The organism is Agrobacterium sp. RC10-4-1 (assembly GCF_014138475.1).
Classification (GTDB): Bacteria; Pseudomonadota; Alphaproteobacteria; order Rhizobiales; family Rhizobiaceae; genus Agrobacterium; species Agrobacterium pusense.
In genome coordinates this window covers 1-14,487 of sequence record NZ_JACJIT010000016.1, presented here as the reverse complement: position 1 = coordinate 14,487, position 14,487 = coordinate 1, and the positions used below count along the sequence as shown (strand labels likewise).

General features: G+C 57.9%; 11 protein-coding genes and 3 pseudogenes. 10 read left to right on the top strand and 4 right to left on the bottom strand.

Translation table 11 applies throughout. The features are described 5' to 3' along the window. Positions 1-22: 22 nt before the first annotated feature. The 9 genes from FHW77_RS26080 (at position 23) to FHW77_RS26045 (ending at position 11,174) form a co-directional block, all read left to right on the top strand. On the top strand, positions 23-295 hold the full coding sequence (locus tag FHW77_RS26080; RefSeq protein WP_182591057.1) for a helix-turn-helix transcriptional regulator: 273 nt from the start codon (positions 23-25) through the stop codon (positions 293-295). Continuing rightward, positions 282-1,106, top strand: a complete 825-nt coding sequence (locus FHW77_RS26075; RefSeq protein WP_353619000.1) for a HipA domain-containing protein — start codon at positions 282-284, stop codon at positions 1,104-1,106. The genes FHW77_RS26080 and FHW77_RS26075 overlap by 14 nt, the downstream gene beginning before the upstream one ends. Then, positions 1,103-1,522 (top strand): HipA domain-containing protein, encoded by a 420-nt coding sequence (locus FHW77_RS26900; protein ID WP_286086169.1) that lies wholly within the window; start codon positions 1,103-1,105, stop codon positions 1,520-1,522. Before FHW77_RS26075 ends, FHW77_RS26900 begins: the two co-directional genes overlap by 4 nt. A gap of 520 nt (positions 1,523-2,042) precedes the next feature. Continuing rightward, positions 2,043-4,046, top strand: a complete 2,004-nt coding sequence (locus tag FHW77_RS26070) for a type I restriction-modification system subunit M (protein WP_182591056.1) — start codon at positions 2,043-2,045, stop codon at positions 4,044-4,046. Beyond that, the gene (locus FHW77_RS26065) at positions 4,043-5,332 is read left to right on the top strand and encodes a restriction endonuclease subunit S (RefSeq protein ID WP_182591055.1); all 1,290 of its coding nucleotides are present in this window, start codon (positions 4,043-4,045) and stop codon (positions 5,330-5,332) included. Before FHW77_RS26070 ends, FHW77_RS26065 begins: the two co-directional genes overlap by 4 nt. Beyond that, positions 5,329-6,576, top strand: coding sequence for an AAA family ATPase (locus FHW77_RS26060; RefSeq protein WP_182591054.1), 1,248 nt, complete (start codon positions 5,329-5,331; stop codon positions 6,574-6,576). The genes FHW77_RS26065 and FHW77_RS26060 overlap by 4 nt, the downstream gene beginning before the upstream one ends. Positions 6,577-6,578: 2 nt before the next feature. Beyond that, positions 6,579-7,187 (top strand): retron system putative HNH endonuclease, encoded by a 609-nt coding sequence (locus FHW77_RS26055; RefSeq protein WP_182591053.1) that lies wholly within the window; start codon positions 6,579-6,581, stop codon positions 7,185-7,187. 11 nt (positions 7,188-7,198) lie between these two features. Then, positions 7,199-10,261 (top strand): type I restriction endonuclease subunit R, encoded by a 3,063-nt coding sequence (locus FHW77_RS26050; protein ID WP_182591052.1) that lies wholly within the window; start codon positions 7,199-7,201, stop codon positions 10,259-10,261. Then, complete coding sequence (locus tag FHW77_RS26045; protein ID WP_182591051.1) at positions 10,248-11,174, top strand: restriction endonuclease; 927 nt, start codon at positions 10,248-10,250, stop codon at positions 11,172-11,174. The genes FHW77_RS26050 and FHW77_RS26045 overlap by 14 nt, the downstream gene beginning before the upstream one ends. 36 nt (positions 11,175-11,210) lie before the next feature. Here FHW77_RS26045 and FHW77_RS26040 read toward each other — a convergent pair. After that, a pseudogene (locus tag FHW77_RS26040) lies at positions 11,211-11,537 on the bottom strand (HNH endonuclease); the annotation flags it as partial. Between the two features lie 164 nt (positions 11,538-11,701). Between FHW77_RS26040 and FHW77_RS26035 the strand changes: the two are divergent. Beyond that, the gene (locus FHW77_RS26035; protein WP_182591050.1) at positions 11,702-12,850 is read left to right on the top strand and encodes an IS110 family RNA-guided transposase; all 1,149 of its coding nucleotides are present in this window, start codon (positions 11,702-11,704) and stop codon (positions 12,848-12,850) included. A 254-nt stretch (positions 12,851-13,104) separates the two neighbouring features. Here the strand turns inward: FHW77_RS26035 and FHW77_RS26030 are convergent. The 3 genes and pseudogenes from FHW77_RS26030 to FHW77_RS26635 form a co-directional block, all read right to left on the bottom strand. Then, positions 13,105-13,305 (bottom strand): annotated as a pseudogene (locus FHW77_RS26030) (IS3-like element IS426 family transposase); the annotation flags it as partial. A gap of 2 nt (positions 13,306-13,307) precedes the next feature. Further along, entirely contained in the window at positions 13,308-13,643 is a 336-nt protein-coding gene (locus FHW77_RS26025; protein WP_182591049.1) for a hypothetical protein, read from the bottom strand. Positions 13,644-14,288: 645 nt separating this feature from the next. Then, a pseudogene (locus tag FHW77_RS26635) lies at positions 14,289-14,487 on the bottom strand (BID domain-containing protein); the annotation flags it as partial.

The window sequence follows — 14,487 nt, the reverse complement described above, 5'->3', positions numbered from 1 at the left end:
AAGACATATCAGGAGATGTTCGATGTTCAGGTCCGCACGCGATTTCGGCGCTGCCATTCGGGAAAAACGCAAGGCGCTTGGCTGGACGCAGACCGAGCTTGCTGCCCGGTCCGGCACGGGCGAGCGTTTTATCGTCGAACTCGAATCCGGCAAGCCAAGCTGTCAGCTTGAAAAGTCCCTGATCGTGGCGCGCACTGTCGGCATCGAGATCGGCGATCTCAGGACGGCCCAACCCGCCTTGCCCTCCCCTGACGATGACCTGGACTTTCTGCCGACCTTCGGTGACGGTCGATGACGACAATCTTCTAGCTCTCCCCCTCGCCCGCTTGACCTTTGGCGAGTGGCGACTGGACTATGAGCCGAGTTGGGAAGCGCGTCGTTCGGCCTTCCCGATATCGCTCACCATGCCGCTCCATTCAGGTCCAGTCACCGCCGACAGGCTGCTGCCCTGGCTTACCAATCTGCTCCCGGAAACCCATCTCGCCGAAATCGGCCAACGGCTGAAGGTGTCTCCCCAAGACGTCGTCGGTCTGCTCGGCCACATCGGGCGTGATACCGCCGGCGCATTGTCGATTGGTGCGCCGCGGAAGAGGGGGGTACATGTGCAGCTCGTGCCGGATGCGGTAGCGCTTGAACGCATCCTGGACGAGCTTCCCGCAAAACCCTTCCTCATTGGAGAACGCGGCGTCTCGATGTCTCTTGCGGGCGTTCAGGAAAAACTGCCGGTCTTCGTCGACGAGGACGGAGCGATTTCAATTCCGGTTGATGGAACACCTTCCACACACATTCTGAAGCCGGATACGAAACGGCTTGCGGGCAGTGTCGAGAACGAAACCTTCTGTCTTGCCCTCGCGCGCGCCTGTGGGCTAGAGGCTGCCGAAGCGACAATTGGCGTCGCGGGAAGACGGCGCTATCTGCTGGTCAAGCGCTATGACCGTTTCACCGATCCGCAAGGCGAGATCCGTAGACTGCATCAAGAAGATCTTTGCCAGCTAACGGGTCACTTCCCATCCCAGAAGTACGAGCGCTCATCGACAGGACGCGGCGTGACCCTGAAAAGGATGTTCGGTGCATCAGCCATCTCGTCTCACCTTCCGCACGTTTGACGCTTCTTGATGCGGTGATCTTCAACGTGCTGATCTGCAATTCGGATTCGCATACCAAGAATTATTCGGTCCTGATCGGCGCTGGTGGGTCCGCGAAGATGGCGCCGCTCTACGACCTGATGTGTGCGGCAGTGTATCGCCACGTAGACCAAAGTTTACCGCAGGGGATAGCCGGCCGATTCGACGCTCCAGATCTACGGCGCGCGGATTGGCGGGCGCTGGCTGACGAGGTTGGTTTGAGCGGTGCATCAACGGTGAGACGTGTTGAGGAACTTGCAGAGCGTGTCAGCGCCGCGTGCGATGAGGTGGTGCCGCAAGTCGAGGCTTTGGCTGGCGATCCGGCAAGGGTGCTGGAGAAGATTGTCCACTCCATCCGAACGCGATGTCGGCGTATTCAGGCGCAATGTCGCGGGTGAAGAGAGCCAAAGTAGGGCGGAAATTATTTCCGCTTTGCGCCCTAAGTTTGGACTCTCCGGTGGCACCCGGCAACATCCCAGGACCGACAGTAACTCGCTCGGCGCATTGAGAAACTATGTGCCTCGCGCTCGGGAAGATGGAGGGATGGAACACGTCGTCATGACCATGAGCGAGAAGATAAACAAAGCGCTGCTGTGGAAACCTTTGCCCTGCTCACGATTGGAGCCGTCTACCAGCTCGGGTTGCGGTTTATACCCACGCGCTCTTTTTAGGCGTCCCCGACACGATGCCCCTGCTACGTTTCGTCCCAATTGGCATCGCGCACCCGCCATTGCGTTTCCAGGTTCTCCCATTGCGTGCCGGCACTGGTGCCGCTATTCATGTCATTGATGTCGCATGAGAGTTTGGCTCAGCTTGAAGCAAGGCGTTCGTGTACTTAGTTCCTCGCCAAATGCAGGCGATTGGTCCAAACGTGGAATGAATGAATGAACAAGCTTTCTAAAGGCAAGGTGGCGTAGCATGGCAAGCCACTCGGATTTGGCCAACCTAATATGGCAGATTGCTGATCTGCTGCGTGGGCCCTATCGCCCGCCGCAGTACGAGCGGGTTATGCTGCCCCTTGTGGTTCTGCGCCGCTTCGATTGCGTACTGGCCGCCACCAAGCCGAAGGTATTGGCGGAATTCGAGCGTCGCAAAGGTGGTAAACTGGAAGACGATGCCCTTGACCGGATTCTGAACAACGCTTCCGGGCACCGCTTCCACAACCGTTCGCCGATGACCTTCGAAACGATGATCGGAGACACCTCGGGTCTTGTCGGGCATCTTCAATCCTATATCAGCGGCTTCTCGGCGAATGTTCGCAAAATCTTCGACTACTTCGAATTCAACAACGAAATCGAAAAGATGGAAGAGGCGAACATCCTCTACCTCGTGCTGAAAGAGTTCTCGAAGGTCGACCTTCATCCTGACCGCGTGAAGAACGATCAGATGGGCCTCGTATTCGAAAACCTCATTCGACGCTTCAACGAACTGGCCAACGAGACCGCAGGCGATCACTTCACGCCCCGCGAGGTGATCCACCTCATGGTTGATCTGCTCTTCATGGACGCCGACGACGTGCTCAGCAAGCCGGGAACCGTGATGCGTATGCTTGACCCGGCATGCGGCACGGGGGGCATGCTTGCTGAAGCGCAACGTTATATGCGCGATCACCACAAGGAAGCGAAGCTCTACGTCTACGGCCAGGACTACAATAAGCGGGCCTTCGCGACGGCCGCATCCGACATGCTCATGAAGCAGGTCGATCACAACGGTGGCGGAGAAAACGTCCAGTACGGCGATAGTTTCATCGACGACAAGTTCGAGGGGCAGACCTTCGACTACTTCATCGCCAACCCGCCCTTCGGCGTGGACTGGAAGAAGCAGCAGAAGGAAATCGTCCGTCGGCACGAGAAGGCCGCGCAGGACAGCCCGTGGAGCGCAGGCCTACCGCGCGTGAATGACGGCTCACTGCTGTTCCTGCAGCACATGATCTCGAAGTTCGAAGTCGTCGATCCCAAATCGCAGAAGTATGGCTCGCGTGCTGCCATCGTGTTCTCGGGCTCACCCCTATTCACCGGCGGCGCTGGCGGCGGCGAGAGCAACATTCGCAAATGGATCATCGAGCGCGACATGCTCGAGGCCATCGTCGCCCTACCGGAGCAGATGTTCTACAACACCGGGATCGGCACCTATATTTGGATTGTCACCAACAACAAGCCCGGATACCGCAAAGGCAAAATCCAGTTGGTCGATGCGCGTGACATCTGGATGCCTATGGGACGCAGCCAAGGGGACAAGCGCCGCAAGATCGGCGCAGGCAAGGCACCTGAGGGGGATGATCGCCCGGACGAACCCGATCAGATTGCTGAGATCGTTCGGCTCTACGGCGGCTATGCCCAGAACGCTACATCTAAGATCTTCGACAATGCGGACTTCGGCTATACCCGCGTCACCGTCGAGCGTCCGTTACGTCTGCGCTATCGGATGACGGTCGAGGACAAGGCCCGGTTCCTCGACGCGGCACCGCACCTCCTCGACGACATTCAGGCGATCGACCAGGCGCTAGGCCGTGAGCAGGAACGGGACTGGAACAAGGTCTGGGGCGGCATTGAAAAGCTGTTAAAAAAGCGCGAGTCCCGCTGGCGCTCGGCGGAGGTAAAGCTGTTCCGCAACGTGTTTACCGAGAAGGATGCGGATGCCGAGAAGGTCAGGGAGAACAAGGGCTTCGAGGCCGACCCGGACCTTCGCGACTTCGAGAACGTACCCCTGAAAGAGGATATCGACGCCTACTTCGCGCGCGAGGTTCTGCCGCATGTGCCCGACGCCTGGATGGACCGGAGCAAGGACAAGGTTGGCTACGAGATCAACTTCAACCGCCACTTCTATCAGTTCACGCCGCCCCGCAAGCTGGTCCACATCGACGCGGACCTTAAGAAGGCGGAGGACGAGATCCTGCGGCTCTTGCGGGAGGTGACCGAGTGAGTCACGTCGACGCTTGGCAAAGCGAGCTTCCGCCTTCTTGGACTGTGCGGCCTCTTCGTTCAGTCGCGGAGTATGCCGTCAGCAACGTCGACAAAATTTTGTCGGATGACGAGCTGCCCGTTCGTCTGTGCAATTACACAGACGTCTACAACAGCGAAAAGATTCACCTTGGCATGGAGTTCATGGCAGGAACAGCGACGCAATCCGAGATAGACAAGTTCCACCTGATCGCTGATGATGTTGTCATCACGAAGGACTCAGAGGCATGGGATGACATCGGCGTTCCCGCCTTGGTGACAGAAACAGCAGACGATTTCGTCTGTGGCTACCACTTAGCAATGATCCGGCCTGACCCGGAAAAGCTGGATGGTGCGTTCCTTTTTCGGTGCCTGCAATCAAAGACAGTGCGAGTCCCATTGGAATTGGCCGCGAATGGCATCACCCGATTTGGCATACCAAAGAACGCCATCGGCTCGCTGGCGCTTCCAGTCCCCCCCAAGTCCATTCAACGCTCTATCGCCCGGTTCCTCGACAGCGAAACCGCCAACATCGACGCTCTGATTGCTACCAAGCAGAAGCTCCTCGACCTCATGGCCGAGAAGCGGCGCGCCATCGTGGCCGAGGCCGTCATGCGCGGCCTCGACCCTTTTGTACCCCTGCGGCCGTCAGGCATCGACTGGCTTGGCGATGTCCCTGCGCATTGGGAGGTCCGCCGGATTGCCACCTTGTTTTCCCAACGTGACGAGCGCAGCAAACCCGATTTGCCGCTGCTGGAGGTTTCCATCAATGCGGGCGTCGTCGTCCGTAAGTTCTCGAGCGACAAGATCGAAGGGACGGCAGCAGACTTCAACACCTACAAGGTCGCTCGCCAAGGAGACATCGCCTTCAACAAGATGCGCATGTGGCAAGGCGCGGTAGGCGTTACGCCCGTCGACGGCCTCGTGAGCCCCGATTACACCGTTGCCTGGACGAAGGCGGAGCTTCTTCCAGATTATGCCGGTCAGCTCTTTCGGACTGCGTCGTTCAGCGCAGAGTGCGGACGCAACTCGCAAGGCATCACTTGGGATAGGCTGCGTCTCTACTGGGACGGATTCCGAGACATCTTCATACCCCTGCCGCCGCTCGATGAACAGCGACAGATCGTTCAGCACATCAGCACCGAGACCGCCAAGATCGACCGCCTGCGCACCGCGACCGAGAACTCCGTCGGCCTGCTGAAAGAGCGCCGCGCAGCCCTGATCGCAGCGGCCGTGACCGGCCAGATTGAAATCCCGGAGGCGGCATGAAGATCAGTCGGCTCAGCGTTGCCGGCCTTCGCGGCTTCGACCAGGCGACCTTCGAATTTGATCCGCACTTCACGTTACTGGTTGGTGTCAATGGCGTTGGCAAGAGCAGCGTCCTTGAAGCTCTGCGGGTCTCACTGTCTCGGGTGTTGCCTAAGTTCACGGCGAGTCGCTCGACGCCTTTGGCATTCGCCTCCGATGATATCCGGCAGGTAAGCTCCTCGCTGACCGTCGATCTGGAGCTCGACTTCCCCGAGGGGCAACGAAGCCTACTGCTGCACAAGCCGAGAGAACGGTTTGTTCCTGATGAAGAGGGGTCTGTTCGGAACGCGACGCTAGACACGCCTGAAAGGGAAGAGCTGTCACCGCCGCACTGGCCGAAGGCCGACCCGTCAGGCAATCAACCCATTGCGATCTACTTCGGAACGCGCAGGTCTCACCCCACGGATGAGCAGATCAAGATTGGTCGGAGCCGCGGAGGCCAAGCTGCGGCGTTTGCCGATGCACTTTCAGATGTCCGGCCGCTCCACCTTCGGGACATGGCGTCCTGGATGCTGGCGCAAGAGGCGTTGGCGGAGGAACTGCCGCGGGCACGATCCCATCTTGAGGCACTGAAATCTGCAGCAGCCCGTTTTTTGCCGACCTGCAAGGGGCTGCGAGCGACCAACGGCGCGGACAAGCCACGGCTTCTGATCTCGAAGGACGGCATTGAACTTGATGTCCGGTATCTCTCCGAGGGTGAGAGGGGGGTGCTTGCGTTGGCACTCGACCTTGCTCGCCGCTTATCGCAAGCCAATCCAGTCTTAGACGATCCAGTCAGAGACGGGGTCGGAGTCGTTCTAATCGATGAAATTGATATGCACATGCACCCGCTTTGGCAGCGCCAGATCGTGCCTCTTCTGACCGAGACGTTCCGTGCCTGCCAGTTTATTGCCACCACTCATTCGCCGCAGGTGATTGGCGAAGTGGCTCACGACAGGATCCTGCTCATCAAGGACGGTCATATCTATTCGCCAGCGCGCTCATTCGGGATCGATTCAAGCCGTGTCCTCGAAGAGGTAATGGACACCAAGTCGCGGAATGGGGGTGTGGAGGCGAAGATAGCAAAAATCGCGCAGCTCATAGGCGAGGGAAAAGCGGATGCTGCAAGGGCTGAAATAAAAGAGCTTTCTGCAGATATCGGTGAGGACGACCCGGAGATTACGCGCGCAATGACCCTTCTCGATTTCATGGAGGGGGATGCGTGAGGATGATCACCAAAGGCGCCGAACCGAACAGTCTTACGTACCACCGGGCTCAGGCGCATAGCGACTACGACAACTACGCTCAAAAAGACGACTTACGCACAGCTCTGGTAGCCGAGCAAAAGGGCCTGTGCTGTTACTGCACCGGGCGCCTTCGGGCGGAATCAACCGCGATGAAGATTGAACATTGGCAAAGCCAGGCGAGCTATCCCAAGCGGCAACTTGTCTACGCAAACCTGCTCGGCGCGTGTCTAGGCGGGGATGGGAGATCGCCGACCGATCAGCACTGCGACACCAAAAAGGCCAATCGCGATCTCAAGTGGAATCCGGCAGATACCGCGCATGCCATTGAAGCAAGGCTGAAGTATCTAGTCGACGGGACTATTTCAAGCCCGGACGAAGAATTCAACACGCAATTGAATGACACTTTAGGTTTGAATCTAAGTTACATGAAGAGCAGTCGGAAGGCGGTACTGGATTCCGTACTGCAGTGGTGGCGTTCGACACCAGACGCCCGACAAAAGGTCCAACAACAGATCAGTTACCGCATCAACGCGGCGGAGTATCAGCCGTTCAGTCCAGTCGCGATCTGGTTTCTTCGGCAAAAACTGTGAGGTAGAACGGCATGAACTACGCTCGGCATTCAGAAGGTGCGTTCGAAACCGCCATCGAAGCCACGATGCTCGCGAACGGTGCCGTTGTAGAACCTGCGTCGAGGTTCGACCGCGCTCGCGCTATATTTCCTGAGACAATCCTATCCTTCATCCGTAACACACAGCCGAAGGAATGGAGGGCTCTGGAGGCACTCCACGGGGAAAAAACCGGCGCGCAAGTTCTCGCGGATCTGACAAAGTGGATGGATCGAGAGGGTTCTCTGTCCACTTTGCGGCACGGATTTAAGTGCTACGGCAAGACTCTGCGCGTGGCATTCTTCAAGGCGGCGCATGGATTGAATCCCGAACTAGAAGCTCGTTACGCCGCCAACCGGGTTGGCATCACGCGGCAACTCCATTTCTCGAAGAACTCTGAAAAGTCCTTAGACGTTGCGTTGAGCGTAAATGGCATTCCAGTCGCGTCGGTCGAACTCAAAAACTCGATGACTGGACAGACGGTCGAGCACGCCCTGCACCAGTACCGCTACGACCGCGATCCGCGTGAGCCGATCTTCGAGTTCAAGCGGCGTATGCTGGTCCACTTTGCGGCCGACACGGACACGGTGTTTATGGCGACGCGGCTTGCGGGAGCAGCCACCCATTTCTTGCCCTTCAACAAGGGCAACAGCGGTGGTGCCGGAAATCCGCCCGATCCTAAGGGGCGAAGCTATCGCACGGCCTATCTGTGGGAGGAGGTGCTGCAGCGAGACAGCCTTCTCGATCTCCTCGCGCGCTTTATCCATCTCCAGGTCGAGGAGAAGCGCGATGACCAAGGGCGAAGGGTCAAGAAGGAAACGATGATCTTTCCGCGTTATCACCAGCTCGAAGCGGTACGCTCGTTGGTGGAGCAGGCGCAACGCGAAGGCGCAGGCAACAACTACCTGATCGAGCATTCAGCCGGCAGCGGCAAAAGCAACACCATTGGTTGGCTCACACATCGGCTGGCTTCCCTGCATGACGACAAGAATAGCCGAGTTTTTGACAGCGTCATCGTGATTACCGATCGCGTGGTGCTGGACAAGCAGTTGCAAGACACGATCTACCAGTTCGAGCATAAGCATGGTGTCGTTCAGAAGATCGACGAGAGTTCGCGCCAGCTTGCGGAAGCGCTGGAAAGCGCCGTGCCGATCATCATCACAACCTTGCAGAAGTTTCCCTTCGTCTCGCGCCAGCTTGCGAAGATGGCGGAAGAGCGCGGCGAAGCCGATGGTGGCACGCTGAAGTCCCGGCGCTGCGCTGTGATTATAGATGAGGCGCACAGTTCGCAGGGCGGTGAAACGGCGACCGATCTCAAGGAGGTACTTGGGGGCCAGGGCCTTCGCGAAGAAGCAGCAAAGTATATGGCTGAGAACGATGAAGAGGATGTCGAAGAGCTGTACCGATCTATGGCGAAGCGTGGGCGACAGGCGAATCTTAGCTTCTTTGCCTTCACCGCGACGCCTAAGCACAAGACCGTCAAGGTTTTCGGACGCGATGACAAGCCCGCCCATCGTTACACAATGCGGCAGGCCATCGAGGAAGGCTTCATCCTCGACGTGCTGAAGCACTACACCACTTACGCTACCTATTTCCGGCTCCTTAAAGCGAGCGAGGACGATCCGAACGTCGAGCGGAAGAAGGCTGCCCGTGCGCTCGCCCGTTTTCTAAAGCTGCATCCTCATAACATCGCTCAGAAGACTGAGGTCATGATTGAGCACTTCCATACAGCTACCCAGCACAAGATCGGTGGCCGGGCCAAGGCGATGGTGATCACTGGCTCTCGACTCGAAGCTGTCCGCTACAAGCAGAGCTTCGACCGTTACATCAAAGAGAAGGGCTACTCCATAAAGTCGCTCGTAGCCTTCTCTGGTGTCGTCACGGACGACAAAATGAAGGACGTTACGTACACGGAGGAGGGCATGAACCTCGGTGTGCGGGAAAAGGAACTGCCGGAGCTGTTCGCCACGCAGGAATATCAGGTGCTGCTCGTTGCAGAGAAGTACCAGACGGGGTTCGATCAACCTTTGCTGCACACCATGTATGTAGACCGGAGGCTTGCGGGAATTCAGGCGGTTCAGACACTCTCCCGCCTCAACCGCATTCACCCTCTGAAAGAAGACACCTTTGTCCTGGATTTCGTCAATGAACGAGATGAAATCCGCGAGGCGTTTAAGACCTACTTTGAAGGCGCCGAGGTTGGCGAAGACGTGGACCCGGCTAGAATGTATGAGCTCAAGAGCGAGCTCGATGCCGATGGCATCTATGTTGATATCGACCTCGAACGCTTCAGCGCCGTCTACTTCAAACCGCGTCAGCGCCAAAGCCCGAACGATCATCAGTTGATGAACGCAGCGCTTGATGTTCCAGTATCCCGTTTTAAAGAACTACTGGATAAGAGACCGGATGAGGCCGAGCTATGGCGAGGTAAGCTGTCGGCCTTCTGCACCCTCTATGGTTTCCTCAGCCAGATTATCCCTTATCAAGATACGGACTTGGAACGACTGTATGTGTTCTTGCGGCACCTCGTAACGAAACTGCCGAAGCGTGGTGCCGGGCCGTCTTACCAGTTCGACGACGAGGTGCGGCTTGAGTATTACCGCCTGCAGAAGATCAGCGAAGGTTCGATTAGTCTGAGTAGTGGAGAGGCCAATCGGCTCGATGGCCCTTCGGAAGTGGGATCCGGCGCGCTTCGCGAGGAAGCACTTGCTTTGTCTCGGCTCATCGTTGTCGTAAACGACCGGTTCGGCACTGATTTCAATCGGGCAGATCAACTGTTTTTCGACCAGATCGTCGAAGCCGCTATTTCAGACGCGACGCTGAAGCAGGCGGCAGCAGTCAATCCCGGCGAAAAGTTCGAGCTCGTGTTCAAGAACTTGCTTGAAGCGCTGTTCGTTGAACGCATGGATCAGAACGAGGAGATTTTCGCTCGGTTTATGAACGATAAGTCATTCCAAAAAGTCGTGCTCGGATGGCTTTCGTCCGAGGCATATCGAAAGTTGCGTTTGCCTGCCGCGCGTTCAGTTTCAGGCAATGAGGACGACAATGCCGATTCCTGACTATCAGTCACTGATGCTCCCGACTCTGCGCCTCGCTGCTGAAGGTGAAACCCGAGTAGCGAATGTCTCGGAACGCATCGCGGATGACCTCAGTCTCACCCAGGCGGAGCGCGACGAGCTTCTCCCGAGCGGCCGCCAGCGCCTGCTGCACAATCGCATCCACTGGGCAAAGTTCTATATGAGCAAGGCCGGGCTGATCGCCTCGCCCGCACGCGGTCGTTTTGTTGTGACCGACAAGGGCAAGGCGCTGCTGGCGACGTCCCCGGAACGCATCGACGTGGCTCTGCTGATGCAGGAGCGTGAATTCCGCGAATTCTACAAAAACGGGGGCGTGGCGGCGGAAGAGAATGGCATTCATGCCAAACCCGTCCAAGACACCTCTGCCCGAACGACGCCGGAAGAGCAGATTGATGCGGCCTATGTATCTCTGCAAGCAGCCCTGCGCGATGAATTGCTTCAGCGCATCCTCTCCAACAGTCCCGCTTTCTTCGAACAGCTTATCGTCGATCTCCTAGTTGCCATGGGCTATGGCGGCAGCCACAAGGATGCCGCAGCACAGCTCGGCCGCTCCGGTGACGGCGGTGTCGACGGGATCGTCAACGAAGATCGCCTCGGCCTCGACCGCATTTATGTTCAGGCCAAGCGCTATGCGCCCGGCAATCCGGTGGGTCGTCCCGATGTCAACGGCTTCGTCGGCAGTCTAGTCGGCCTAGGCGCCACCAAGGGCGTCTTCGTCACCACCTCCACCTTCAGCCAGCCTGCGCGCGACTACGTCAAGCATCTGTCTCAGCGGGTCATCCTTATCGACGGGCAGGAACTGGCCGATCTGATGATTGAACACGGCGTCGGCGTGCGCAGCTATCGCACGGTTGAGTTCAGGCGGCTGGATGAAGACTTCTTCGGCGAGGAGTGAGGATCGGCTTCTCGGGCGGAAATTATTTCCGCTTCGTCACCCCTTGAACACCTTCTCACGGTGATATTGCAGAAACTGCGAATGTGGCCGCCCGTCTGGACGTTCTGGCACAAGTAGGCGTCGCTCCGGATTGATGAGCCGCGTGATGGTATCTGGCACGCCGCCGCTCGCGATCAGCAGATTGTAGTCGTCGTCGACCGAAATCAGACCGCGATCGAACATCCAGTGCACGGTTCCGGAGAGTGCGAGGCCGTTCCGTACGCTATCCGGCCCCCGGTCGGCCACCGGGCGGATGTGGGCTGCCTGCACCTCTGAGCGGCCGCCACCATTGATCAGCTTCAGCCCGGTCACGGCGCAGGTGTCTGGAGTGCTCCCCGTTTCGCCGGACAAGCCGGCTAGTTTGATTTAGCCCTGATGAACTGCCGAGGGGAAGCCATCTTGAGCGCGGAATGTGGATGGATTTCATTATAGATGCTATGGAGGAGCCGCCCGGCTCATCCGCTTCATCGATAACGAGGAGGCCTCCGATGAACGAGAACGACAAGTCCACTGTGTCAGTGTATGCAGCCATTGAGTTGAGCAAATCCACGTGGCTAGTTGCAGTACTTTCTCCAAACTCAGATCGCGTGAAGCTTCGGCAGGTTCGAGGCGGCGATACCGCAGCGCTCGTCGGGATGCTGAAGCGTGAGCAAGCGAGCGCGGCCCAGGTGGATGGATGCCCAGCTGAGATCGTGGTTTGCTTTGAGGCCGGTTATGACGGCTTTTGGTTAGCTCGGTTCTTGCGGAAGCGAGGCATACGCACGTCAGTACTCGACTCCACCAGCTTCTTGGTCAACAGGCGAAGCCGTAGGGCGAAGACCGACCGGCTAGACGCAGAGTCCATGGTCATGATGTTCAGATCGTTCGATCAGGGTGACCGAACGGTATGCCGTGAAGTTCGTGTTCCCACGCCGGAGGAGGAAGATGCCAAACGTCTCGACAGGGAACGCTTGCAGCTCTCGGCAGAGCGGACACGCCACGTGAACCGCGTTCGTGCCCTGCTAAACCTTCACGGTATCCGTGAGGTCAAGGCCCTCTGGGGAGGAGACTGGCGCAAATGGCTGCAAATGGTGAGGACAGCCGATGACCAACCACTCGGTAAATTCCTTGCAGCAGAGCTAACGAGGGAGTTCGAACGCCTGGAACTGGTCCACACGCATATTCGTGATCTCGACCGCCAACTCGAGGAAGGCTTGAGTGGTGGCACACTGGGTATTCCCAATGTCGACAAGGTTCGCCGCATCGCCACGCTCAAAGGTATTGGCAAACTGAGTGCTGTGCTGTTGGTGTCAGAGGTATTCCATCGACAGTTCGCCAATCGAAAGTGTTTGGCGAGCTTTCTCGGCCTGGCACCAAGCCCATATGCGAGTGGTGCTGTGAAGCATGATCAAGGGATCAGCAAAGCCGGTAACCGCTTCGCGAGACGGCTCCTCGTTGAACTTGCGTGGTGCTGGTTGAGGTATCAACCGTCAAGCGCTTTGTCCCAGTGGTATCTGGGTACGTTCGGGGCGGGCTCGGGCAGATCTCGCAAGATCGGAGTTGTCGCGCTGGCTCGAAAGCTTGCAGTCGCCATCTGGCGTTTTGTTGAAGACGGCCTGGTCCCCCAGGGCGCTTCACTGAAGCCAGAAGCCCCTTAACCGTTCCAAGCGCCGACGGGCGACTGGAGAGAAGAGCGGCCGCCGAGATTGAAGATGGCCTGGATAACATCCGCCGTGTTGTAGTGTAGCGCTGCTCTTCCGCACTGCTTGGCCCCCATGAATGGGATCGTGGTTGAGATCAGATTCTCGCCGAATACAAGTCGATGCGCCGAGTGCGCTTGCATGCCAACGCAGTCCAGTCAGGAGTTAGAAGGAGAAGCGAATGACTGCTTGACAGAAACTCCCTCATACAAGTCCTCGATCCATCCGTCGATGAACTGGAGCGCTGTTTCTGCGTCCGGTAGTGCTGCGATGCGGATATAATCCCGCTTCAGGGTTTTGACGAAGGCCTCGGACATGGCGTTCGACTGCGGGCTGGCTACCGGCGTGAAGCAGGGTGTCAGATTAAGTGCTTGCGCAAACAGCCTCGTGTCCCTCGCGGTGTATCCGTCTCCCGTTATGACAACGACGATGCCGTAGACGGGGGAATGGTCGAAACCTGTTTCGACAAACCCTCCGAGAGCGCGGACGACGCCGAGAGCTTTGCGAGGGCGGACTGCTTCAGCATGTCCGCGTGGCCCACCAGAAGTTCATTAAAGGGTTCGCCGCGGGCCTGAAGTTCCAGCTCCCGGTTCAGGCTAACGAGGTCACGGATGCCTGCAGTCTTTCGCAGTTCGGCAATCGGGATCGGCGCGTCCGAGCGGTCGATCATCCGGAGATAGGCCTTCAGCTCGCCCTTCATCTCGATGACGGTTTCAAGTGCCCGCGTCTCGCTGTCGTCGTCGTCCTGCATGCCTCTGCCGTGCCTCATCTCATCGAACATCAATCTGGCCTTCGCCGCCAGAAGGTCGGCCAGAAGTCTCGCGCGTCTGTGAGAGCAGGCGCCGAGGCTGAGCCGCAACGGAGGAATAGCACGCGTGCCGCCGCTCGTCTTTGGTAGCTTGATCTGGAAGATGTAGACGGAGCCGGATTTGGCGAGGTAGGGACCAGGTCCCCTGCCTTTGAGTTAGGCAGACGGCGTCTGATTCGACGGCTCGGGCGATACCCCGACGTGTACCGGGCGCGATACCTGCATGATTTTCACTCCTCAAGGGCCGCTGGAGAGCAGAGGTTTTGCGAGGAAATCCAAAGTTTTGCAGGTAACTGGCGGAAAGTGAATACAACCTGGCGGAGAGGGTGGGATTCGAGCCCACGATACCCTTGCAGGTATGCCGCATTTCGAGCGCGGCGCATACCACTTTGCACCTCTCAGCCGGAATAAACTACAAGGTTCGCGCGGGCACACCACCGATTATCGCAGACGGCATTAGGATTCTGAACTTGCGATAACAGCACTTTTTACTCTCACTTCCGCGTCGATCACGAGCCTGAGCTCACGTTTCCATCAAGCGATCCAAACTACAGGATTGTTGCAGGGATGAAAAGATTAGATCATTTGCTACCGACTCAGTCCAAGCCCGCGAGACCGGTTCATTTGCTGTTTCAGCGTATGGTCATGACTAAGCTCGGCATGCCGTGTACGATCCACCATGCGTGCGATTGCCTCGATCTGCTCGGCGTGCTTTGTGAGCTCGGGACGTGTCTCCAGCTCCTCGGCGAACCTGCGAGGATCGGAGCTTCCGAACCGCTGGGTGAGC